General features: G+C 40.4%; 27 protein-coding genes. 7 read left to right on the top strand and 20 right to left on the bottom strand.

Features of this window, described 5'->3' with window-relative positions; translation table 11 throughout:
* Positions 1-98: 98 nt before the first annotated feature.
* Positions 99-1,685 (top strand): ATP-binding cassette domain-containing protein, encoded by a 1,587-nt coding sequence (locus MKI85_RS09055; RefSeq protein WP_241627024.1) that lies wholly within the window; start codon positions 99-101, stop codon positions 1,683-1,685.
* Between the two features lie 64 nt (positions 1,686-1,749).
* Positions 1,750-2,685: a tRNA dihydrouridine synthase gene (locus MKI85_RS09050; RefSeq protein ID WP_241627022.1), complete on the top strand. Its 936-nt coding sequence runs from the start codon at positions 1,750-1,752 to the stop codon at positions 2,683-2,685.
* Positions 2,686-2,743: 58 nt separating this feature from the next.
* Here MKI85_RS09050 and MKI85_RS09045 read toward each other — a convergent pair whose 3' ends face one another.
* The 13 genes from MKI85_RS09045 to MKI85_RS08985 form a co-directional block, all read right to left on the bottom strand.
* Positions 2,744-3,190 (bottom strand): YybH family protein, encoded by a 447-nt coding sequence (locus MKI85_RS09045; protein WP_241627020.1) that lies wholly within the window; start codon positions 3,188-3,190, stop codon positions 2,744-2,746.
* Positions 3,191-3,525: 335 nt separating this feature from the next.
* On the bottom strand, positions 3,526-3,861 hold the full coding sequence (locus tag MKI85_RS09040; RefSeq protein WP_241627019.1) for a YegP family protein: 336 nt from the start codon (positions 3,859-3,861) through the stop codon (positions 3,526-3,528).
* A gap of 202 nt (positions 3,862-4,063) precedes the next feature.
* Positions 4,064-4,438 (bottom strand): 5-carboxymethyl-2-hydroxymuconate Delta-isomerase, encoded by a 375-nt coding sequence (locus tag MKI85_RS09035; RefSeq protein ID WP_241627017.1) that lies wholly within the window; start codon positions 4,436-4,438, stop codon positions 4,064-4,066.
* 115 nt (positions 4,439-4,553) lie between these two features.
* Positions 4,554-4,898 carry a zinc ribbon domain-containing protein YjdM gene (locus MKI85_RS09030; RefSeq protein ID WP_241627015.1) on the bottom strand — a complete coding sequence of 115 codons (345 nt, stop codon included), beginning with the start codon at positions 4,896-4,898 and terminating at the stop codon, positions 4,554-4,556.
* 114 nt (positions 4,899-5,012) lie between these two features.
* Positions 5,013-5,363 carry a DUF488 domain-containing protein gene (locus MKI85_RS09025; RefSeq protein WP_241627013.1) on the bottom strand — a complete coding sequence of 117 codons (351 nt, stop codon included), beginning with the start codon at positions 5,361-5,363 and terminating at the stop codon, positions 5,013-5,015.
* Positions 5,364-5,398: 35 nt separating this feature from the next.
* Entirely contained in the window at positions 5,399-5,743 is a 345-nt protein-coding gene (locus tag MKI85_RS09020; RefSeq protein WP_241627011.1) for a DUF2004 domain-containing protein, read from the bottom strand.
* 9 nt (positions 5,744-5,752) lie between these two features.
* Positions 5,753-6,202 carry an SRPBCC family protein gene (locus MKI85_RS09015; protein ID WP_241627008.1) on the bottom strand — a complete coding sequence of 150 codons (450 nt, stop codon included), beginning with the start codon at positions 6,200-6,202 and terminating at the stop codon, positions 5,753-5,755.
* Between the two features lie 109 nt (positions 6,203-6,311).
* A complete protein-coding gene (locus MKI85_RS09010) occupies positions 6,312-6,680 on the bottom strand; it encodes a ribonuclease E inhibitor RraB (protein WP_100242196.1) in 369 nt (122 codons plus the stop codon).
* A gap of 82 nt (positions 6,681-6,762) precedes the next feature.
* Entirely contained in the window at positions 6,763-7,428 is a 666-nt protein-coding gene (locus tag MKI85_RS09005) for an RluA family pseudouridine synthase (protein WP_241627006.1), read from the bottom strand.
* 137 nt (positions 7,429-7,565) lie between these two features.
* Complete coding sequence (locus tag MKI85_RS09000) at positions 7,566-8,267, bottom strand: DUF1003 domain-containing protein (protein ID WP_241627113.1); 702 nt, start codon at positions 8,265-8,267, stop codon at positions 7,566-7,568.
* Positions 8,268-8,366: 99 nt separating this feature from the next.
* Positions 8,367-8,606, bottom strand: coding sequence for a DUF6868 family protein (locus MKI85_RS08995; protein ID WP_241627005.1), 240 nt, complete (start codon positions 8,604-8,606; stop codon positions 8,367-8,369).
* 44 nt (positions 8,607-8,650) lie between these two features.
* The gene (locus MKI85_RS08990; RefSeq protein WP_241627003.1) at positions 8,651-9,208 is read right to left on the bottom strand and encodes a DUF4256 domain-containing protein; all 558 of its coding nucleotides are present in this window, start codon (positions 9,206-9,208) and stop codon (positions 8,651-8,653) included.
* Positions 9,209-9,801: 593 nt separating this feature from the next.
* Positions 9,802-10,689 (bottom strand): DMT family transporter, encoded by an 888-nt coding sequence (locus MKI85_RS08985; protein WP_241627001.1) that lies wholly within the window; start codon positions 10,687-10,689, stop codon positions 9,802-9,804.
* An 859-nt stretch (positions 10,690-11,548) separates the two neighbouring features.
* Between MKI85_RS08985 and ygfZ the strand changes: the two genes are divergently transcribed.
* From ygfZ to MKI85_RS08970, 3 genes are all read left to right on the top strand, one after another.
* Positions 11,549-12,274, top strand: coding sequence for a CAF17-like 4Fe-4S cluster assembly/insertion protein YgfZ (gene ygfZ, locus MKI85_RS08980; RefSeq protein ID WP_241626999.1), 726 nt, complete (start codon positions 11,549-11,551; stop codon positions 12,272-12,274).
* A gap of 450 nt (positions 12,275-12,724) precedes the next feature.
* Positions 12,725-14,152, top strand: a complete 1,428-nt coding sequence (locus MKI85_RS08975) for an outer membrane protein transport protein (RefSeq protein ID WP_241626997.1) — start codon at positions 12,725-12,727, stop codon at positions 14,150-14,152.
* Positions 14,153-14,489: 337 nt separating this feature from the next.
* Positions 14,490-15,707, top strand: coding sequence for an OmpP1/FadL family transporter (locus MKI85_RS08970; protein ID WP_241626995.1), 1,218 nt, complete (start codon positions 14,490-14,492; stop codon positions 15,705-15,707).
* Between the two features lie 66 nt (positions 15,708-15,773).
* Here MKI85_RS08970 and thrH read toward each other — a convergent pair whose 3' ends face one another.
* Positions 15,774-16,391: a bifunctional phosphoserine phosphatase/homoserine phosphotransferase ThrH gene (gene thrH, locus MKI85_RS08965; protein ID WP_241626993.1), complete on the bottom strand. Its 618-nt coding sequence runs from the start codon at positions 16,389-16,391 to the stop codon at positions 15,774-15,776.
* Positions 16,392-16,592: 201 nt separating this feature from the next.
* On the opposite strand from thrH, the gene MKI85_RS08960 reads away from it, so the two are divergent.
* Positions 16,593-17,324, top strand: coding sequence for a phosphoadenylyl-sulfate reductase (locus MKI85_RS08960; RefSeq protein WP_241626991.1), 732 nt, complete (start codon positions 16,593-16,595; stop codon positions 17,322-17,324).
* Positions 17,325-17,500: 176 nt separating this feature from the next.
* Positions 17,501-18,880, top strand: coding sequence for a WS/DGAT/MGAT family O-acyltransferase (locus MKI85_RS08955; RefSeq protein WP_241626989.1), 1,380 nt, complete (start codon positions 17,501-17,503; stop codon positions 18,878-18,880).
* A 59-nt stretch (positions 18,881-18,939) separates the two neighbouring features.
* On the opposite strand, the gene MKI85_RS08950 is transcribed toward MKI85_RS08955, so the two are convergent.
* From MKI85_RS08950 to MKI85_RS08925, 6 genes are all read right to left on the bottom strand, one after another.
* A complete protein-coding gene (locus MKI85_RS08950) occupies positions 18,940-19,113 on the bottom strand; it encodes a PA1571 family protein (RefSeq protein ID WP_348637237.1) in 174 nt (57 codons plus the stop codon).
* 140 nt (positions 19,114-19,253) lie between these two features.
* A complete protein-coding gene (gene rng / locus MKI85_RS08945; protein ID WP_241626987.1) occupies positions 19,254-20,708 on the bottom strand; it encodes a ribonuclease G in 1,455 nt (484 codons plus the stop codon).
* 39 nt (positions 20,709-20,747) lie between these two features.
* Complete coding sequence (locus tag MKI85_RS08940) at positions 20,748-21,314, bottom strand: Maf family nucleotide pyrophosphatase (protein ID WP_241626985.1); 567 nt, start codon at positions 21,312-21,314, stop codon at positions 20,748-20,750.
* Positions 21,302-21,793 (bottom strand): rod shape-determining protein MreD, encoded by a 492-nt coding sequence (gene mreD, locus MKI85_RS08935; RefSeq protein ID WP_241626983.1) that lies wholly within the window; start codon positions 21,791-21,793, stop codon positions 21,302-21,304. Before mreD ends, MKI85_RS08940 begins: the two co-directional genes overlap by 13 nt.
* Entirely contained in the window at positions 21,780-22,637 is an 858-nt protein-coding gene (gene mreC, locus MKI85_RS08930; RefSeq protein ID WP_241626982.1) for a rod shape-determining protein MreC, read from the bottom strand. Before mreC ends, mreD begins: the two co-directional genes overlap by 14 nt.
* 14 nt (positions 22,638-22,651) lie before the next feature.
* Positions 22,652-23,698 carry a rod shape-determining protein gene (locus MKI85_RS08925; protein ID WP_016165348.1) on the bottom strand — a complete coding sequence of 349 codons (1,047 nt, stop codon included), beginning with the start codon at positions 23,696-23,698 and terminating at the stop codon, positions 22,652-22,654.
* Between the last annotated feature and the right edge of the window lie 76 nt (positions 23,699-23,774).

The following is a 23,774-nucleotide window of genomic DNA, read 5'->3' as shown; positions in this document are numbered from 1 at the left end:
TCTATTTTATTTGTTTTCTGACGTGCAAAATAAACTTATTTACTACTCTATATCTCTATAAAAATTTATTTTGTATGTCCTGTATAAAGGAGTCTTCAATGACCCAACAGGCCTGTACTGTAAAAAATCTCAGCGTTCAATTTGCTCATGAACCACTTTTTCAGCATTTAAACTTTGAATTACCCGCTGCCCAATGTTCAGCTCTGATCGGACGCAATGGTCAAGGCAAATCAATATTAATGTCGCTACTCACTCAGACGCACATGCCCAATTATGCGAGTGGCGAAGTGATTTGGCATATGCCATTTTCCTACTTAAGTCAGCTCGCGCGTTTAAGCAACTGTACGCTTGCCGAAGCCCTTAATATTGCTGACTTACATGCAAGTTTTCAACGTATTGAACAATCGACTGCGAGCTTTGAAGACTATGACTGCGTCGAACATGCATGGCATCAACCCACTGAATGGTTGAAATTGCTAGAAAGTGCAAACTTACCTACAGATCTATCTAGCTCAGTTTCTCAACTGAGTGAAGGTCAGAAAACTAAACTGGCACTGTGTCGCCTTTTTTTACAAACTGAGCATTATTTACTTCTTGATGAGCCCAGTAATCACTTAGACCATGCAAGTCGTGCATGGTTAAGTCAAAAAATCCTTCAGCATCCTGCGGGCTGTTTAGTCATTAGCCACGACCGCACATTGTTAAATCAAATCTCCAATACGTATGTTTTAAATGATTTTGGTTTACAACACTTCCGTTGCAACTATGCCGAGTATCAGTCACAAGCAGAGCAACAACAGCAGGCACTACAACACAATATCTCGCAAGAGAAACGCGAACTAAAACAATTACAAGTCCAACAGCATGAGCAGCGCATGAAAGCTCAGAAAAGGCAAAAGTCTGGGAAGAAATTACGAAGCTCTGGTTCTCAAGCAAAAATCCTACTCGACTTTAAAAAAGAACGTGCGAGTCAAACCTTATCGGGAGTCGCGCAGCAACAACTTCGCCAAAAGGAACAAGCGCAAGATGAGCTCAAAAACAAACAGCAGCAACTAGAACAGATTAAGTCACAAAAGTTTGATTTCCATTTTCAACCTAAACAAACAGGTGAAATTCTTCGTTTGAAAGAAGTGGGTTTAGCAGCACTTTCTATCTCGCCTATTTCTTTCGCCTTACACAACAGAGAAAAAATCCAACTGCGCGGCCAAAATGGTTCAGGTAAGTCGACCCTACTTTGTGCCATTCAAAATCATAGTCATGTTCAATCGGGAGACATTTTTAAGCGTGGAGCATCGTTATATTTAGATCAAAACTTTAGCCTACTGAATCCAGAACTAAATGCGGTACACAATTTACAATTATTGAATCCGTCTTTGTCCGATGAGGAGTGTCGGAATCAATTGGGGCAACTTCGAATTCGACGAGATAAGGCTCTGCTTCCCATCTCACTACTCAGTGGCGGTGAACAACTCAAAGTCGCTTTACTGTGTATCAGTCTCGCAGCACAGCCTGTGGACTTACTGTTACTGGACGAACCCGAAAATCATCTCGACATCAACTCAAGACAACTGTTGGCACAGGCTATACGCGATTTTACAGGGGCGGTTATTTTAGTTTCGCATGATGATGCCTTTATCGAGGAGACACAGATTGAAAACTATTTCGATTTAACCCAAACACCTTAGACTAGACAGCGTGATCGGATTTGCGTATAACACCGTTTCTCAAATTTAACTGGTGACTCGAACCGTGAAACTCATCCTTGCACCCATGGAAGGCTTAACTGACCCGATTATGCGTGATGTCTTAACATCCGTCGGCAGCTTTGACTGGTGTGTAACCGAGTTTATTCGTGTCACCAACTCAGTTTTGCCTGATCATATTTTTCATCAGTTTTGCCCTGAATTACTGAACGGTGGAAAAACAGCTGCGGGTACACCCGTGCATGTACAATTTTTAGGTAATGATCCTGAAATGCTGGCTGCTAATGCCATTCGTGCCGTGAAACTGGGTGCACCTGCCATCGATATGAACTTTGGTTGCCCTGCAAAAACGGTAAACCGCCACCGCGGTGGTTCTGTATTGCTAGATGAACCTGAAGTGGTACACGAATTGGTCAAAGCCGTGCGTGATGCAGTACCAGAGCATATTCCTGTTTCCGCAAAAATGCGCTTGGGTTATATGGACCGTCATTTCATGCTCGACAATGCACATGCCATTGAAGATGCAGGCGCGGCTTGGGTGACTGTACATGCACGAACCAAAGCTGATGGCTATACCCCACCTGCATTTTGGGATCAGTTACAACCAATTCGTGAAGCCTTGAAAATTAACGTAATTGCCAATGGCGAGATATGGACCAATGCCGACGCCAAACAGTGTCGTCTTGAATCAGGCTGTGAAGATTTAATGATTGGTCGTGGTGCTGTAACCACTCCCGATTTAACCCTGTGTATTCGCCAAAATTCAGATACGCCTTTACTGAATTGGAACGACTTACTCACGTTGCAGATCCGCTTTATTAATGGACCTGCCAAAACTGAAATTGGCATGCTGGGGCGCTACAAGCAGTGGCTGGGTATGATGTCCAAACATTATCCTGAAGCAAAATTGCTCTGGGATGAAGTGAAACGAATTAAACAACTGCATGAAATTGTAGAAAAATTAGAACCGACCATACTCTAAGTATTATAAAAAAGTCATGAGGCATCTATTATGCCTCATGACTTGATCATCTATAACATTAACTCACTTCACTGAGTAAAATCGGCATTCCCGTTTCCAAATGCATCGGCATAGAAATATGTTGATGCGCGACTTTCCATGCTCCTTCGACTTTTTGAAAACAAATCGTGGTTCGACACCAAAAAACTTCTAAATTTGGGGTTGCATCAATTTGATCGACCTTGGAAAAACAGTGCAATACAGCAAGTTCAGGTTGCGCAATCATTTTAATGGCTTCACGATAAACCCGAATATTCCCGACTTTCACGGGTAAATAACGCTTCCATAATTGTTTGTAAGCTTGAATACCCGTTAAATGGGTACTGACATCGATTAAACTCACCTCTTCGACACACAGATCTGCTAAAGCTTGAATATCCATGTTTGCCACCGCTTCATCCCAATGTTTTAGCATCGCGAGGACTTCATGGGCGCTTTGCTCATCACCCGAAATTTCTATGCTCATCGTGTCATTCCTTTACAGTGTATCTACTTTTCTTCAACATAAGCCCTGAATTTGATGGCATCACGACTTGAGCGCATCTGCATACAAATTAAAAACAATCAGAGACATTTGCATTTTTATACACAGTCTTAGAAGGCGCACTCCCTACAGCCTTCACAAACCTACATCATGTGATTCCCATCACACTATAAAAACTATAGCTAAAATAATTTAGAGAATAAAGCTGTAATTTTATCGGACATCCAAGCCCTTCTTTCGCTATCAGTTTTCATAAATCTTAGCCAATAAAAAAGCATGTCGATGGACATGCTTCTCAAAATTTATCCTGCATTCAGCTAAACCGTTAAGTCTTTAATGGTCTCGACCGAGCCATTATTTTTGACCGACTCTATGCCCTTATCACGTGACTGTTCGGAAGAATAAAACTGACTTGTCCCAATCACCTGATGATTGGCAGCTTTTAAGTTGAAATACGGCTTGCCGTTACTGGCGGTCAAACGCTCATAACGGTTGTCATCAGCACTATTCTTATGGACAGATTCTATGCCCACATGCGCCGAGGCTTTGGCTTTATACAGCTCACTCGTTAAAATGACTTCCCCATTACCTGCTTTGAGTACAAAGCGATATTGACCATCTTTTGCCTGACTCAGCTCGAACCATCCAGACATATTCTCATTCCTCTTGTTGTTTTCACTTTATTTATTGTTGCTTGAAACTATTTAAGTTCTAAGAAATATAAATGACTTTTAGACAACAAAAAAGAGCATTTTTAATCAAACAGTCGCCCAGCAGGAATCATGAAGATTTAGGCTGCCCCAAAACCATGCAATTCAGGGGCAGTATTTAACAAATAAAAATAGATCAGAGCAATCAGACGACATCAGCCGCTACGATGGTTTTCCCATAACAGGCTTTTTCCATTTCTAAAATTTCCACACAAAGCTGCACAGTCAAATCGGTCTGCTTGGGAAGTAACTGTTGTAGCGTAAAAAGGAGTTGGTTCGAAATTTCTGTTTTGGTCTGTAAATCACGACCAGAAAGTAAGGAAACCTTAGCATGAACATAAGCTTGATTGGATTCACCCAAACCAATCAAATAATCACGTTGGCAAATCGCTCGGCTTTTAATGTCCGCGGCTGCCTTAACGTGACCTGTCGCGAACAAGGCTTGATTCAACCCCATTAATACAGGTTGAGCATGAAAGTCTTTTAAATTGTCAGAATATTCCAAATGAATATGTGGCATCTACGTGCAACCCAAACAGTGAAAACTGGGTTATAGCATGTTTTAACCCGTCACTGCTGCATGAAAGCTTGTTCATTAGAACTTCGACCATCAACAGTGACGTAGAACCATGTGATTACACTTTTTTCACATATTCTGATTTCAGTTTAATTGCACCAATCCCATCAATTTTGCAATCAATATCATGACCATCGCTGGCTTCAGGCAGTAAACGAATATTCTTTACTTTGGTTCCCACTTTCACAACCGAAGATGATCCTTTAATTTTCAGATCTTTAATCACAGTGACCGTATCACCATCAACCAGTAAATTACCGTTACTGTCTTTGATTTGGGTCACTTCCTCTGTTAAGTTCGCTTCACCCTCTCGCCACTCATGTGAGCATTCTGGGCAAATCAACAAGTCGCCATCTTGATAGGTATATTCTGATTGGCATTTTGGACATGGAGCTAAAGACATAAAAAACTCGAAAAAAATGAAAGAAGTTCAATGTGACCCAGTTTACTCGAAAGTGGGATAAAACCCTATACTTCATATGGTTATTCTGTCTTCACATTGTCTTATAACAATGACTTACTCTGTTTGCTGTAACAGTGCTTGTAGTATCACAGCATGATTCTGCGTTTCATTCTTTGCTGCGGTAATTAGACTCAGCTTGTGTTGTTGAGCCAAAGTTCGTAATTCAGTGAGTCTTTCTGGATACTGCTGCAATTCAAGCAAATACTTTTCTCGAAACTCTTCCCAGCCGATTAAATCTTGGTGATAAGCCTGCCTGAGTGCTGTGGAAGGTGTGATGTCTTTGGTCCACAAATCAATTTTGGCATCTTCCTTTTTCATGCCTCTTGGCCATAAACGATCGACTAACACTCTTAGTCCATCTTCTGCTACAACAGGACTATAGACACGCTTGATCTGAATCTGCATTGCTTTCCTTACCGATGCTGAAATGAATAATTCATTTAACTTTCCATACTGATGTCTTCAACATTTCCATCTTCATCAAATGAGACACACAACACATAGTTCGTGACATTTTCAGGCAAACTAAAATCAATTGAATCATCATTTTCTTCAACGGAATGAAAATCGAGGAAGCGCTGGGTTGATAACAACTCAATCACTTGTTTGGCATCGGGATGCGTCAACCCAGTATGATGTTGCCAATATTTTGGGGAAATTTCTTGCAAATGATGCTCAACATAGAGACGAACCTGATTATCCCGTGCAGTGTCTTGCAGATAGCTTTGCCAAATCGCATTTCTGGCTTTCTGCTCCCTTTCTTTGAAATTACTAAACGTGTGCATTGTCCTTGCCTATGATCCGTCAGGGATTTCAGGTGTAACCAGAAGAGCCAGCAATTGCAAAGACTCTTGCCATCCTAAATAACACGCCTCTACTGGAATCACATCGGGAATACCTGATTGGGTGATCTGTATTTCGGTACCTACTGATACCACCTTGAATTCAACCTTGACCTCAATCAAATCGGGCATGTTGGGGTCTTCAAATTGATCGGTATAGCGTAACAGCTCATTTGGAACTACTTCATGATAGGTTCCACCAAAACCAATCCGTGTGCCCGTCGAAAAGTTAGTGAAATACATGCGATATTTACCCTCAGGCTTTACTTCAAGCAACTCCACATGCGCGGTAAAACCATGTGGTGCCATCCATTTCACCAAGGCATCTGCTGTGGTAAATGCACGATAAACACGCTCAGGAGGTGCATTAAAAACGCGATGTAATTGAACCGTATTCGACATGGGACACCTATATTTTTATTATTTACTTCTGTTAGTGTACGGTAAGCAGTGGAGACTTATGTATAACTTGAGTACAAATTATACAGCAGCCATCCACTAAGACATCTTATTATTCGTCATCATAATCATAGAGATAGCTGAGACAACCCCAACCGTCATATTCACCTTGAAACATTTCAGCTATTTTAACAAACCACTCTTCCAAATCTTGAACATCCTGATATTCAGGAATCATATTGACATGAATATTCAGCACCCATAAATCACTGCCATCATTTTTAACTTCTTCTTGAAACAGCGAAACCTTTTGCTCTTCATGCAACAAATGCAAAGCACATTTATCCGCTTGTTCTTGAGTGGTGAACACAATTGAAAATTCAATTTCATGCAGATCGGTCAGGTCATTGCCGTCTTCATACATCTGCCAAAGTACATTACCGTTATCATCATCTGGAAATAATTCATAATTACGGCTCATTCTTATGTCCCTGCTTTTTGCTTATTAATTAAACGTAATTTAGCATGAATTTATGACAGTTTAAGCCCTAAAATTGATATTTTTAGAAGGCAGGCAAACTTTGAATATCCACCAGCTCACCGCTTAAGGGTTGCGTAAATTTGAGATGACTGGCATGTAAAGCCATACGCTTTAATGGGCTGCCAAATGGGTCAGGGTGATATAACTTATCCCCCGTAATTGGGTGTCCAATATATTGCATATGCACGCGTAATTGATGAGAACGTCCAGTAATCGGGGTGAGCAGTACGCGGCTAATATCCTGTTCTGCATCATATTCCATCACTTGAAATAAGGTTTTTGCCGCTTTACCTAATTCAAAATGTACTATTTGGCGTGGTCGGTTTTCCCAGTCCGTGATTAACGGCACTTCGACACTGCCTTCTTGTTGGATTTTTCCTTGCACCAAAGCTTGATAATGCTTGGTTACGGTACGTGCTTGAAACATTTTACTGACCGCAACCTCAGCATCACGGTGTTTGGCAAACATTAAAATTCCTGAAGTTGCCATGTCTAAACGATGGGTAATTTTCGCATCAGGAAACTGCGCTAAAACTCTGAAATAGGCACTGTCATGATGTTCTGGTAAGCGACCAGGTACAGACAACAATCCCGCTGGTTTATTAATGATCACCAAGTCCGCATCTTCATACACAATCTGCAACGGTTCTTGTGGCGGCGTATAAACAAAGTGGTCATTTAATGGCATAAGAAAACTTGGATTCCAACAAAGCGGGCAAAATATCAAGCTCGGACAGTACTGTCAATTCTGACTATTTCAAACAATTCCCTACCTACACAGACACACTGCATCGCCTTAAAAAACGAAAACATTAAATCCATGATTTAATGTCGCTTGTTCATTTCTGTCAGCAAGTCCAGTTGAATTTCCTGAATTTGTGTCAGCCGTTCCCATTGATGCGACAATAAATGATCCATTTTTTCGTGCAAATGCCGAATCTCTAATTCCGCTTTCAGGTTGATCTGATAGTCATGTTGTGAACGTAAGCGATCTTTGGATTCCTGTCGATTTTGGCTCATCATAATAATTGGTGCCTGAATGGCAGCTAAACAGGATAAGACCAAATTTAGTAAAATAAAAGGATAAGGATCTACTGGATGCACCAGTAACACCACGGTATTTAACAGAATCCAGAGCACTAAAAAGATGGCAAAAATAATGAGAAATGTCCAACTTCCCCCAAACGTGGCGATTTTATCTGCCAGCTTTTCACCAAGCGTCCAGTGTTGATCAAATTCAGTCTCAATATTTTTCGTAATGAGCTCTTGTTTTTGCATGCTGATCAACACTTCACGTTCCAAGTCTGTCAGTTCACCTTTTTCAGATTTAAGCAGTGCATGCACATATTGAATACGATAATGGGTCAGATCAGGTCGACAAATAAAACTGTCTGCCGACCAGTCGGGATAATCTTTTTTAATTTCATCGCCAATCACGTCTCGAATCACATAGCCAGAGACTAAGGCTTTATAAGGAAAAGTTTTTTTACACACTGCACAATGGTGCGTTTGGTTTTGTCTATCCATCATCATTTTAATTCTATTGGGTCTTTTACCCCCATCATAGCAACTTTTATCTTCTTCGCAGTCACCACAGTGACTCACATAAGCGGGAATAAAAATTCATCAAATAATATAGAGAACAATCAAAGGCACTAAATTAAATACGATGATCAAAATTTTATAGACCGCCATCGCACCATAATGCATGGCATCAAAGGTTTGCTCACTCAGATTAAACCAACGTCCATGCAAACTTCTCATCCAATCGCGGGCATAGATCAAAACAAAAAACCAAATCAATAAAATCAGATAATTAATGCCCAAAGACCAACACAATGCTTGACGTAATAATTCCATATTCATGGTCATCACCTCTATATGTTCAATTGAAATTTGATCTGGCTGAACTAAAGCTTTATCGCCACACGGAAACCACGTGCAGCATAGTAAGACTCAGCGCCATTATGATACGTGAATACCTGACCGTATCTGCGGTCACAAAACAAGGCGCCACCCAATGCCCGAATGGCTGTAGGTGTTTCAATCCAACTTGAAGTTTTAGTATCAAAGTTTCCCCATTGTTGTAATTCACGATATTGCTGCTCGGTCAGTAATACTGCACCCATCTGATTTGCCAAATGTACCGCACTATCTTGTGGAGGATTTTGTTTCCGAGCCGCCAAAGCTTCAGCGTCATAACAAAGACTACGGCGTCCCTGCGGGCTTTCTTCTGCGTAATCGACAAAAAAGTATTGATTTTGCTCAAACTGAATCAGATCGGGCTCGCCCCCTGTTTGCTCCATCCAGTGCAAGGTTTGAATTTTTTCAGGGTGTGCTTGCAGCTTAAGCAACACATCGCTCCAACTCAGATCAGGATGTCTTGCAGCATGTTGCTCAAAGCGTTGTTGTAATCGGTTAAATAGCTCTTGATCACTCAAGGGCTGATCTAGGCTTTTACTGCTCATTTTTACTCTTCTTTTTATGGCATAGTTTTAGTAGAGATATTCTTTTATGTTACTGAAAGTGAGAAATAGACTTCGTCTTGATTTGTAAATATAAGCAGAGAATTGCGGATAGAAAAGCATACTTTAAGAAATGACATTTGAACTGACAACTGAGAAATCTGGAAATTATTATTATGTTTTTATTAGATTTTATTCTTCAAAAATTTTTTAGGGTGTCAAGGGAAAACATCAGTGGTTTACTTCAACAACCATGACTTTGTAAATCATAACCTTGTGCCTATAAACTTTTGGTCTATAGCGTCCTAAGCCGAATCGAGACCTTTTGGGTAAGTACTACACTCACGTTGTACGCAACTGGTAGCAAACTACTCTTTCCGATCCCTATCACACCCTTGAGATATAGTGTAGGCAGTTTAGGCTGGGATTGTTTCCCTTAAAAATTGAATTTTTAATCATTTTCAAGGTTTTTTCCCATAAAATAAAATTTATTAAGAATTATTTTTCATTTAATAAAATTTAATCAGCTATTAATTTCATTTTTATGCATTATCTGCGTTTTTTTACCACCAACACATTCAAGTATCCATAAATGACTATGCCCAAATCACCATGATGGCTGCCAGAATCACCAAAAGTAACCCCAAATGATCTGAACGCGCTAATTTCTCTTTAAAGAAAAATGCCGAAATCAACAAACTAAACAAGATTTCAATTTGTCCCAGTGTTTTGACTAAAGCCACCGTCTGCATACTCATGGCACTAAACCAGCCTAATGAGGCCAAAAAGCTACACACACTGACTTTAAAAGTCAGCCCTAAGCGCTGCCCCATGTGATATAAGGTTTTTCGGCTAAATAAGCCCAAATACAACAGCATAATGATGCATTGAAAGCTGATTAAAATGCACAGTACCCAAGCTGCACGATGTAAAAACGGGAGCATTCCCAGTTCAAGACTGGCTTCACGAACCAATAAAGAAGTAACCGCAAAGCATAACCCACTGCCCAATCCGATCATTAAAGTTTTCATGGACAAGGCGGTCTGGCTACTTCCTTTACTGAGTAAGAACACGGCGATTGCACCAATCAAAACGCCTAACCAGCCCCAAGTGGTTAAATGCTCTTGTAAAAAAATTACCCCTATTAAAGCTGCCAAAATGGCTTCACTTTTTGCCAGCCCGATGCCAATCGCATAATTCTTTTGCTGGAACAACTTCACCATTAAGGCTGTCGCATAAATTTGGCTAATTCCTGCGATCACAATATACAGCCAAAACTGCGTGGAAAAACTGACCTCTGCCGTTACAGGACGTTGGCTATATAAAAATCCAAGATAGCTGAAAGCAAAGATGGGAGAAAACAGAAAACGAGCAAGGGTTGTTCCATAAACATCTACTGTTGTACTCAATTGCTTTTGAAAAGCATTGCGCCATGCCTGCATAAAAGCAGCCATAATGGTAAACAGTACCCATGCGATTGCCATAGCTTTTACTTCACATCCAAACCAGCCGCTAATTTACTCGCTTCAAGTTCACTTTTCGAGTTTTAGTTTGGTTTTTGCCTTCTCTTAGTTGGATGAGATACAGGCTACATGAATGAATCTCCAATAAATGCAATATCAGCTTTCTGAGTGGAAAGTGCAGAATCAACCCTACGTGTAATATTCATTAGTAATATGCTTAATTAGAAAACCAACCTCAAAGACAAGGTCAATTTAGCTATAGTCAGAAATCCATAATTGAAATGCAAAGCCTACTTTTCAGCACAACATGTATTAGCACTGCGAGCTTCTCAGTTACACTCAATAAATGCATAAACCGTAACTCCGATCACCTGACATCTAAAACAGTTGGGATGTGGCATAGGACTGGGTGCTTGATATAGCCATAAGCCTAAACAATAGGAATAATTCAGGGTCAACTTAGTGTTGTTTGTGGAAACAATAAGTTTTAAATGGCAAATTAATTTTGACTTTCCTTGTGAAGGTTATGATTTTACTTCGATGGATGAATTCTTTTTGAACACAAGAATGCTGTAAATTTTTAACATCCATTTTTCAGTCTGATCTATGACTTTAAAATATTTAACAACATTTATTAATATGCACATATGAATCAGACCTATATAAAGCTAACTGATTCAATGATCTGCTTAGTAAGTTCCAGCTTATTAAACTTTTCATGTATACAAAAATTAAGCTGCTACATGTTTCAGCATATTCATATATTTTCTCTCCCCCCTTTCTTTATATATATTCCGTAAAAGCAGATGTGCAATTTCGAGCAAAATAGTGGAAAATTAAGCGAATTAATTCTTCTATAAATTGTTGAAGTGAGCATTTCATGAGTACTGTTGCATTTACGGCTTTCACCCTTATTGGTGTAGACGCGCAAAAATTTCTACAAGGTCAAGTTACGGTTCACGTAGAACGTCTAATGGAAAACCAAACTCGCTATACCGCAATTTGTGATCTGAAAGGTCGAATTCATTTTGGCATGTGGCTCAAAAAAATTAATTCTGAAAGCTTTGAAATCATCACCACACAAGATCAAAGTGAAGAGTTCGCGAAGCATATCAAGAAATTTGGTGCATTTTCCAAAATGAAACTCGAAGCAGTTGGCACCGTGTTTCCAACAGTTGTCGATATTCATACTGAGTTTTCAGCGACAGAAACTGATATTCAAGCTTGGCAATTACAAGCCATTGAAACTGGTCAAGCCTGGATCTGCCAAGCGACCGAACACGAATTTCAGCCACAGGAATTACGTTTGCACCAACGTGAAGGCGTTCACTTTGATAAAGGCTGTTATTTAGGTCAGGAAATTGTGGCTCGTCTCTGGTTCAAAGCCAAACCAAAACATTGGTTACATCTGGTTCAAGGTCAAGGAGAGGTTCCAGCTCCTTCAAGCCAGCTCAATAATGATGTTGAAGTTGTGAATAGCATCCAAACAACTGAAGGATATACAGCATTAGTTGTTGCAAAGCCTGCCGCTATTGAAGAATTAGGCTTACAAATCTTAAACCTACCTGAAACATTAAATGGTGATGTTGCGAGACCAAGCAACTAATTTTTTGATCCAATATGACCCGAGATCGTATATAAAAACTATACGATCTCTTCACAATTAAATAAATTCTTATTAAAAATAAGTACTTATTATGAATTTTGTCTTATTTTTATAATTATTTGAGTGACATACATCATTTTTATCAAAAATAAATACCTAGTTTTGGTTATTTTTCAACCAATTAAATTGCGACTCATAATTTGGAATTTAATACCATAAATCATTATAATTCAGATAATTATAATAATTCACGCAGTAAAAAATAGGTTTTTTACTCTATTTAGATTGTTTTTTGAACTAACCAGTTTTCCTAGAGCATTTACTCTTATTTTAATTGTGATATTTTTGTCACATGGAGTAACAACATAATTTTGGTCGGACCTACCAAAAAATTCCAGATTTTACATAAACATACTTAAAAAATCGTGTACCTCAAGGGAAGATGAAAGAATGAAATTAAAAGCGCTAACTACCGCAATGATTCTCGCAGCATTACCAACAGCTGGAGCATTTGCAGCGGCACTTGACCGTTCAGGACAATCAATGTCTGCTTTCTTGCAGCCTGGTAACTATTTTGAAGCAGGTATATCTGTACTTGACCCAGATGTATCGGGTCAAGAAAGTGGGACTTCACCTACAACTCGCAATATTGACGATATGGCGAATGATTATTACTTTCCAAGTGCAGCATTAAAATTACAAGTTACTGATAAATTCTCCTTTGGTATTCTTTACGATCAGCCTTTTGGTGCAGATGCTGAATACACTGGCAATAACGTATTTGTATCAAATCCTGGCACAGATTCAGTACTTTCTGCATCAGCAGTCGATGGCATTGTAACTAAAACTGCAGTCGCCCAACTCCAAGCAAATAATATTCCTGTGAATGACACAACACTTGCGGCTGCAAAGCAACAAGTGATGGCTAGCCCACAATTCCAACAACTTTCTGCAGGTCTCAGTGCTGCTAACAATTATTTAGGTACTGGCGGTACTAATGTAGAAGTTGATACACAGAGTTTATCTTTAGTTCTTGGTTTCCAACCTATTAAAAACTTAAATTTATATGCTGGTGGTGTTTATCAAACGATAAAAGGACAGGTTTCACTACGTGGTCAAGCATATAGTTTATTTAATGGCTATGATGCTACGATTAAAGAAACATCAGGTACAGGTTGGTTAGCGGGTGTTGCATATCAAATTCCAGAAATTGCACTAAAAACTTCTTTAACCTACCGTTCTGAAATTGATCATGACACAAACGCAGCGGAGTCATTGTCTATTCTTGACTTCCCTGCATTAACAAACATTTTATCAGGTCTTGGTGTTAGTCAAGATACTTTAAGCGCAATTAAAGATGGTAAAACAACAATTACTACTCCTCAATCAGTTAACTTAGATTTCCAAACAGGAATCATGGCAAATACCGTTGCATTTGCTAATGTTCGTTGGGTGAACTGGAAAGACTTCTCGATTACACCATACAAATTTGGCAAAGTTGCAGAAGCTGTAGGTCCATTAGTTAATCGTCCAAATGGCTTTACACTTGTAGAGTATACAGATGACCAATGGTCTGCAAATGTGGGTGTAGGTCGTAAATTAAATGAACAATGGGCGGGTAACGTTTCCGTAGGTTGGGACTCTGGTGCAGGTAACCCTGTATCTACCCTTGGTCCAACAGAGGGTTACTGGAACCTTGGTCTAGGTGTTCAGTATAGCCCAACACCTGCAACCTTTATTGCTGGTGGTGTGAAATACTTCTGGTTAGGTGATGCCAAAGCACAGACTGGCGCTCAAGCTGGGGGCAGCGAATATGTCGCCGACTTCTCTGATAATGATGCGATCGCATACGGCTTGAAACTTGGTTATCGCTTCTAAGTTGAAAGCATGATTCAAAAAGACCATCTTATGAGATGGTCTTTTTTTGGCAAAAAATATCAAAATTCAATCAATCAATTTTAACAAATCGCGTAAGCGTCTCTAATTTAAACACTTAGTTCGGCTATAAATTATTTCTTAAATTTAATTAACTACTCTAATTTTTCATATAAAAATCATAAATATACAACCGAAACATTAGTACTTTTACTCTATTCAAGTACTTTCTGTGCATGACTTAGTTCAATGAATGAACAATGTAGTGCATTTACTCTTTTTTATTTTATGTTACCTTCCCTTAACTTTTAGTTACAAAGCGATATCAGGGAAAATATCCATGAAGCTTAGCGTGCTCAAAAAAGCAATTTTACTTAGTCTTATTCCTACTACATCAACATTTGCCGCGGGTCTTGACCGTTCTGGTCAATCTATTGCAGCTTTTCTGCAACCAGGAAACTACTTTGAAGCAGGTATTTCTGTATTAGATCCAGAAGTATCAGGCAAAGATAAAAATGGGAATCATACGGGTGACATGGCTGGTGACTATTACTTCCCTCATGCAGCTTTAAAAATTCAAGCAACTGATCATTTCTCTGTCGGTTTAATTTACGATCAGCCTTTTGGTGCTGATGCCGAATACTCAGGGGATAGTGGTTTTGTAGAGAATCGCCCTGTTCCATTTAACGGTGGTACATCAGTTGTTGTAGATACTCAAAACCTAAATTTATTAGTCGGTTACCAGCCAAATGAGAACTGGAACTTATATGCAGGTGCAGTTTATCAAACGGTAGATGGAACAGTTTTATTGCGTGGCCAAACCTATAGCGTTCTAAATGGTTATGATTTTAGAACAGGTGAAGATGAGTCTGTTGGCTGGTTGGCTGGCGTTGCTTATCAAATTCCTGAAATTGCCTTAAAAGCATCTGTAACTTATCGTGCTGAAATTAAGCATAAAATGAATGCTTATGAGCATTTTGGGCTTGCAGGTTTAACGGGAAATGCAACCCTTGATGGTGTGATGACCGCATTAAATGCCTCAAGTGGTGAAACTGAATTAACTACACCACAATCGGTCAATATCGATTTTCAAACAGGCATCATGGCAAATACTGTGGCATTTGCCAATGTACGCTGGGTAGACTGGTCAAACTTCAAAGTTCAACCTTATAACTTTGGCAAACTTTCGAATGAAGTTGGTAAACTTCCTAGTATTAATAAACCAAATGGCTTTAACCTGATTGATTATAAAGATGACCAAATTTCTGCAACTGTAGGTTTGGGGCGTAAATTCAGTGATCGTTGGAGTTCTAATGTGTCTGTAGGTTGGGACTCTGGTGCAGGCAATCCTGTGACTACACTGGGTCCAACAGAAGGCTTCTGGAGTGTGGGAACTGGTGTACGCTTCTCTCCTGCTGAAAATTACTTCATCGGTGCAGGCGTAAAATATTACTGGTTGGGTGATGCAGATGCCGTTACGGGAGCTCATTCTGAAGCAGGAACATTTACTGACAACAATGCTATCGCCTACGGTTTAAATGTCGGCTATAAATTCTAAAACATAGAATTTATATAAAAAAAAGACGGACTCATAAGTCCGTCTTTTTTTATTGAATATCTATGCTTAAGCAGGAATATCACGTACAGATGCGTTACGAATCGCTTCTTTTAACGCTGCATAGCCGTTGATGGGTGGAAATTGTGGAAATTCAGCAATTACATTTTCTGGCGCATCGAACAAGAAACCATGATCGGCTTCACCCAGCATTGTGGTGTCATTATAAGAATCGCCTGCCGCAATCACGCGGAAATTTAAGCCATGCAGTGCTTTTACAGCCTGACGTTTTTGATCTGGTTGACGTAATTTATACGCTGAAATCATACCTTGATCATCTGTCTCGAGCTTATGACAGAAAATGGTCGGCCAACCTAATTGCTGCATCAGGGGATGTGCAAACTCATAGAACGTATCTGAAAGAATAATCAATTGGAAATGCGTGCTCACCCATTCCACAAATTCTTTTGCACCTGGGAATGGACCCATTTCTGCAATTACTTCTTGGATATCATCCAAACCTAAATTATGTTGCTTTAACAGATTCAGACGTTGCGTCATCAACACATCGTAGTCAGGAATATCACGTGTTGTCGCTTCTAGCTCTTTAATCCCAGTTTTTTTTGCAAAGTTAATCCAAATTTCTGGAACTAACACACCTTCTAAATCAAGACATACGACTTCCATGATTACCCTCAACTGTCTATGAAAAAAATTTGGACTATAATAGCATCAACTTATGATTCTGTAGTTGCTGTTTTTTAAATCTATTTTTTTCATAAGCATTTATTTTTTAATGCTAAGTAGAAATATTCAATTCAATTAGAATATTTTTAAAATCTTTTAATATAGGTTTTGAAGTATCCAAGCCTATAGCCAGGAACTCTCATGACTGCTATCCCTACTGTCGATCATATTGATGCTCTTGCATCTGAATATGCAGATAAATCTCCAAGTGAAATCTTGGAACTTGCCCTGAATCAAGAAGGTGAAATTGCGATTTCTTTTTCAGGTGCAGAAGATGTTGTCCTTATTGATATGGCTGCTAATTTGGGTAAACCCTTCCGTGTTTTCAGCTTAGACACAGGGCGTTTACATCCAGAAACCTATCAATTCATCGAAACTGTGCGTAAACACTACAACATCACCATCGAAATTTGCTTTCCTGAATCAGAAGCCGTGCAAGCGCTTGTAAATGAAAAAGGCTTGTTTAGTTTTTATCAAGATGACCACAAAGAATGTTGTGGAATTCGTAAAGTCCAACCTTTACGTAAAAAACTGGCGACTTTAGATGGCTGGATTACGGGACAACGAAAAGACCAAAGCCCAGGTACACGTACTGAAATCCCTGTAATTCAATCTGATGTCGGTTTTTCAGGCCCAGGTAAACAGTTGATTAAATACAATCCGTTGGCCAACTGGTCAAGTGCAGATGTATGGAATTATATTCGTATGATGGAAATTCCATACAATCCATTACACGAACGTGGTTTTATCTCAATTGGTTGTGAACCATGTACCCGTCCTGTATTGCCGAATCAGCATGAACGTGAAGGCCGCTGGTGGTGGGAAGAAGCCACTCATAAAGAATGTGGTTTACATGCGGGCAATTTAAAATAATTATTTGTCAAGAAAAAGTCACTGAATCTCCAGTGACTTTTTTTTCGGAAGATTAAGCCAATAAACCCATAACTTTTGTAAATAAAAGACGCTATACTCAAATCAAGTTTGATAATTCTAACAAGGTAACTCAGATAAGAGTTACCCAAAGAAATTGCAGTGAGGCAATCAAAATTATGCGCCCATTACATCCGATAGATTTTATTTTTCTGTCTTTAGAGAAACGGCAACAACCGATGCATGTTGGGGGACTATTCCTCTTTCAAATTCCCGACAATGCCCCAGAGACCTTCATTCAAGACCTCGTCACCGATATCCGTAATTGTAAATGTAATCCAATTCCCCCATTCAATAACAAACTCAATGGGTTATTGTGGGATGAAGATGAAGAGTTTGATCTTGATCATCACTTCCGCCATATTGCACTACCACATCCGGGTCGGATTCGTGAATTACTCACCTATATTTCACAAGAACATAGCGCCTTGATTGACCGTGCGAAACCACTCTGGACCTGCCATATTATTGAAGGGATTGAAGGTAATCGCTTTGCTATGTACTTTAAAATCCATCATGCCATGGTGGATGGTATTGCAGGCATGCGTCTGGTTGAAAAATCACTGTCGCATGATCCGAATGCAAAAAGCATAGTACCACCATGGTGTGTAGAAGGACCGCGTGCCAAACGACTAAAAGAACCAAAAGCCAGCCGCATGAAAAAAATATTCGGTGGTTTGATGCAGCAAGTCGAAGCAACACCAATTGTGATGCGTGAGCTCTCCAAAACTGTGATGAATGACATGGGACGTAATCCCGATTATGTTTCAAGTTTTCAAGCACCAAGCAGTATTTTGAATCAACGTGTCAGCTCTTCACGCCGTTTTGCTGCACAATCGTTTGAGTTTGATCGTCTGCGTCATATCGCATCTGCACTCAGTGTCACCATTAATGATGTGGTACTTGCCATCTGCTCGGGTGCATTACGCGAGTATTTACTCAGTCAAAATGCCTTACCGAAGAAACCACTCATTGCGATGGTTCCTGCTTCGATTCGTGATGATGATTCGGAAGTGTCTAACCGTATTACCATGATTCTGGCAAATTTAGGCACACATAAAGAAGACCCGCTTGAGCGTTTACAGATTATTCGCCGTAGTGTTTTAAATGCAAAAGAACGCTTTAAACGCATGAATTCAAGTCAGATTATGAATTACAGTGCTTTTGTTTATACCGCAGCAGGTTTAAACATTGCCTCTGGCTTAATGCCGAAACGTCAAGCTTTTAACTTGGTCATTTCCAATGTACCTGGACCTCGTGAGCCATTGTATTGGAATGGTGCGAAGTTAGATGCGCTTTATCCAGCCTCTATTGTATTAGATGGACAAGCTTTAAATATTACCATGACCAGTTATTTAGATAAGCTTGAAGTCGGTTTGACTGCGTGTCGTGTTGCCCTGCCGAAAATGCAGAACTTATTGACACATTTAGAAGAAGAAATTCAACGCTTTGAAAGTATTGTTGGGGTGAAAAACCCAAAGTTGAAAGCGGTAAGTTAACCGCCGAAACGAATGACAAAAATTAAGTAGAATAAATTAAGGGGCTTCAGATGAGCCCCTTAAGCTTTAATAGTGCGACACTGTTTCAGTAACTGATGGCACACTGAACGAATCATGGCTGTTGTAATTTGGGTTTCTTTACCCTGTTCGTCAACGATATAACCTGTATGCACGGTTTTGTTATCTAGTACGTGCTTAATACCTTGTTTGATAATTTTTTCACTCATGCTCATATCACACCTCTTCTTGCTAAGACTAAACACCAGATAAATGGAAATTTAGTTTGGCTACTTGGTATGACTAGTATTGAAAAAACCAGCACGAAAGTAAAATCTCAGTTGTAACAAGTGTTTAACGACATCCTGTTACAATTTCAGCTCAGAATGATATCGTATTGCTCTTGCGTATATAAATTTTCCACCTGAAATTTAATCACACGATTAATAAAATGCTCCAAATCCGCCACAGCTGGGGCCTCTGCCGTCAGTAGTCGATCTATCACTGATGGATGGGCAACGACAGTAAAGCCACTCTGTGACTCGAAAGCTCGGGTATATCGCAAGATTTCTCGAAAGATTTCGTAACATACCGTCTCTGCAGTTTTCACATAACCGCGCCCCTGACAGGTCGGGCAAGATTCACATAATAAGTGTTCTAATGACTCTCGTGTGCGCTTACGAGTCATTTCGACCAAACCAAGCTCAGAAACCTGAGTAATCTTGGTCTTGGCATGGTCGCGTTCCAGCATACGATCAAACTGACTCATCACTTCTTCACGATGCTGTGCTTCCTGCATGTCAATGAAATCAATAATGATGATGCCACCCAAGTTACGTAGACGTAGCTGACGTGCAATCACCTGTGTCGCCTCCATATTGGTTTTGAACACGGTATCTTCCAGTGTTCTTCCACCAACATAGGAGCCTGTATTGACATCAATGGTGGTCATGGCTTCGGTCTGGTCAATCATTAGATAACCACCAGACTTCAAAGCAACACGAGTTTGTAATGCTTTTTGAATATCTTCTTCAACATTGTACAGATCGAAAATCGGACGTTCACCAGGGTAATGAATCAAGCGATTTTGAATATTCGGAACAAATTCAGCGACAAACTCCTGCAACTTGGCATGGATTTCACGTGAATCGACATAAATTTTTGAAGTATTTTCATTCGCCAAATCACGAATGATACGTTGCGGTAATGGAAGTTCTTCAAAAATTAATGAAGGAACTGCAATGCTTTTTTGTTTGCGCTGAATGTATTCCCATAACTTCGCTAGATAAGCCATATCCTGCGCAATTGAAGCTTCATCAATCCCTTCCGCAGCAGTACGTACGATCACAGAACCCGGTAATTCGTGTTCGGCTTGAATTTTCTCAATAATGGAGCGTAAACGGTCACGTTCTGCTTCAGATTCAATCCTTTGTGATACGCCAATATGGTTACCAAAAGGCATCAGCACCAAATAGCGCGAAGGAATAGAAAGATCCGTACTTAAACGAGCACCTTTGGTCCCGAGCATATCTTTCATGACTTGAACCGTCAGAATCTGCCCAGGCTGTAGCAGCTCAAACACATTTGGAATCGGCTGGTTACGCGGCCAGACCATATCATTAATATGTAAAAATGCAGTCCGAGATAGCCCAATATCAACAAAAGCGGCCTGCATACCTGGCAAGACGCGAACCACTTTGCCTTTATAAATATTGCCTACTAAACCCCGCTTCACCGTGCGTTCAACGTATAATTCGTTGACCGTACCGTTTTCAATTAACGCCACACGACACTCCATAGGTGTGACATTAATCAGTAATTCGTCAGACATAATAAGACTCAAAACATTATAAAAATTTTTGTTTCACCATTAATTTAGCACCTTAATGGCTTTGAATAATTCGACGGTCTCATGTAACGGCAAACCAACCACGTTGGTATAACTGCCTTCAATTCGGGGGATATAACGCGAAGCAAGCCCTTGAATGGCGTAGGCTCCCGCTTTCCCTTCGGGTTCCCCTGTTGCCCAGTAGTCTTCCATATCTTTCAGGCTCAATACTTGAAATTCGACTTGGGTACGAACCACTATACTTGAAATTTGCTCAGATGTGCGTACACAAACACCAGAAAATACATCATGCTTTCTGCCTGATATTTTTACCCACATTTCAAAGGCATGTGCTTTAGATTCTGGCTTGCCCAAAATTGCACCATCGACACTTAAACTGGTATCTGCGGCAATAATTACGGCATCAGGAAAATATTGTTGAACTGCTGCCGCTTTTTCACAAGCCAAACGCTGCACATAATCTGCGGCGGACTCACCTTCACACACAGTTTCATCAATATCGGGACTATAAATTGAAAAGTCTAGACCGAGCTGCTGAAGCAGCTCGCGTCGACGAGGAGAACTTGAAGCGAGAACTATATGCGCCATTTTTTCAGCACAAAATAAACCAATGGCCAGGTTAGAATACTGGTCAATAAAGGCTGCCAATGTCGAGCAAAAGGAAACTGAATACCGCCCATAATTTGCCCAAGCCACATCATAAACAGATACGCCAAAATTGCCAGTGCAGCAATCACCCATAAATTGGCAAAGGTCAGCACACGTCGCTCACGAATCAGAAAGCGTGCCACAAAGCTAATCACCACAAAACAAAAAGCATTTAGTCCCAGTGGTGCATCCATGAGTAAATCGACAAAAATACCCGTACCGAAAGCAAACCAGACGCCACACCATGTCGGCTGACAGAGTACCCAGAACAGCACCACCATCATCATGAACAATGGACGCCAGCCTGAAACCCCATAAGACAATGGATAGACCATCAACACGGATGCAATAATGACTGAAAAGATGATCGGAAATAGCGGATCTTGACGTTTTTCTTGACGAAGTTTAGCGATTGGCATGCGGTTGCTCCATCGCTAATGAATCGGAAAACAACACCACAACATGATGACCGCTGGCTAACTGTGCTGCGGGCACCACATCAATCTTTGCAAATTCACCTGTGGTATGTCGGCTAACTTTAGACACGGTACCCACCAAATATCCTGCAGGGAAATGTGCGCCTAAACCTGAGCTATACACTTTTTCACCCACTTTAATATTGGCGCTAGTTGGCACATATTCCATCTTCAGATGACCTAAATCACCTGTACCAGAAACAATGGCACGCATACCCGTATATTCTAGACGTACTGATAAAGAATGGTCTTTATCGGACAGCAACATCACACGGCTACTGTGCGGATAGACATTGATGATTTGCCCCATAATGCCTTTGTCGTCTAGAACTGTTTGTCCAACTTTTAAATTATTGGTCGAACCGCGGTTAATGACAATAATGTGGCGTAATGGGTCTGCATCGGTGCCAATCACTTCAGCAATTTCCATACGACCATCAATGATTAATGGCGTATCGAGTAAACCACGTAAACGGGTATTTTCAGCAGAAAGTTCTGAAAGCTTTTGCAAACGGACTTGTGCTTGTAAAAGCTCCGCTTGCATTGCTGTATTTTCACGGCGCAATTGCGCTTCAGACTTGGTTTGCTGACTCAGCCATTCGCTAGACAAGACAGGATAGCTCGCCAGTGCATAAATCGGGTTATATGCCGCGTACAAGACATCTCTTGCAGGTTGTATCACATGAGGTAAGCGCCAGTTTAAAAAAAGCACCACCAAACATGTTACAACCGCAATGAAAAATGAGCGAAATGATGGGGGCTGCCTAGAAAACAAATTTGTTTGCACAGCCAAATCCTTAATTAACCAACAAATAACATGTCGTGATTTGGATTATCAAAGAATTCTAAAACTTTACCGCCACCACGAGTGACGCAAGTTAAAGGATCTTCAGCAACAACCACTGGTAAACCTGTTTCCTGAGCCAAAAGTTTGTCTAAGTTGCGAAGCAATGCACCACCACCTGTCAACACAATACCGCGCTCTGCAATATCAGAAGATAATTCTGGTGGCGTTTGTTCCAATGCAGATTTTACTGCTGAAACAATGCTTTGTAGTGGATCAGAAATCGCTTGGGTAATTTCGTCTGAAGTTACCGTAATTGCGCGAGGGACACCCTCAGCCAAGTTACGACCACGAACTTCAATCTCTAAAGTTTTACCATTTTCGTCTGGTAAAGCCATACCCACTTCTTTCTTAATGTTTTCAGCAGTGGTTTCACCAATCACGCAGCCGTGAGCTTTACGAACATAATTAATGATTTGTTCATCAAATACATCGCCACCCACACGTAATGAGTCAGCATAGACACAACCTTGCAACGAAATAATTGCAATTTCAGTGGTACCACCACCAACATCGACCACCATCGAGCCACAAGCTTGCTCTACAGGTAAGCCTGCACCAATTGCAGCGGCCATCGGTTCTTCAATTAAACGTACATCACGCGCACCGGCATTAAATACAGCTTCACGAATCGCACGACGCTCAACCAAAGTTGATTTGCATGGAACACACACCACAACACGTGGTGCAGGTGGGAATAAACGCTTTTCATGCACTTTACCAATAAATTGGTTCAGCATGGTTTCAGTTACTTCAAAATCAGCAATGACACCGTCTTTCATTGGGCGAATTGCAGAGATGTTCGCCGGAGTACGACCAAGCATTTGCTTCGCATCAAGACCAACAGCGGCAACAATTTTTTGTGAACCACTGTGACGAATCGCCACAACTGTTGGTTCATTTAATATAATGCCTCGTCCTGGTGCATAAATAAGTGTATTTGCTGTACCTAAATCAATGGCGAGATCTGGCGAAAACAAGCCAATTAGTCGTTTTAGAATCACGGGGTCGTTCTCAGTTTTACTATATGTGGACGCAAGGTGGCAACTTTAACTAAATGTGATGCTTTGAACAAGTCAA

The organism is Acinetobacter zhairuonensis, from assembly GCF_022601715.1.
In the GTDB taxonomy this organism is placed as follows: domain Bacteria; phylum Pseudomonadota; class Gammaproteobacteria; order Pseudomonadales; family Moraxellaceae; genus Acinetobacter.
The sequence above is the reverse complement of the archived record's forward strand: the minus strand, read 5'-3'. Positions and strand labels throughout refer to the sequence as shown.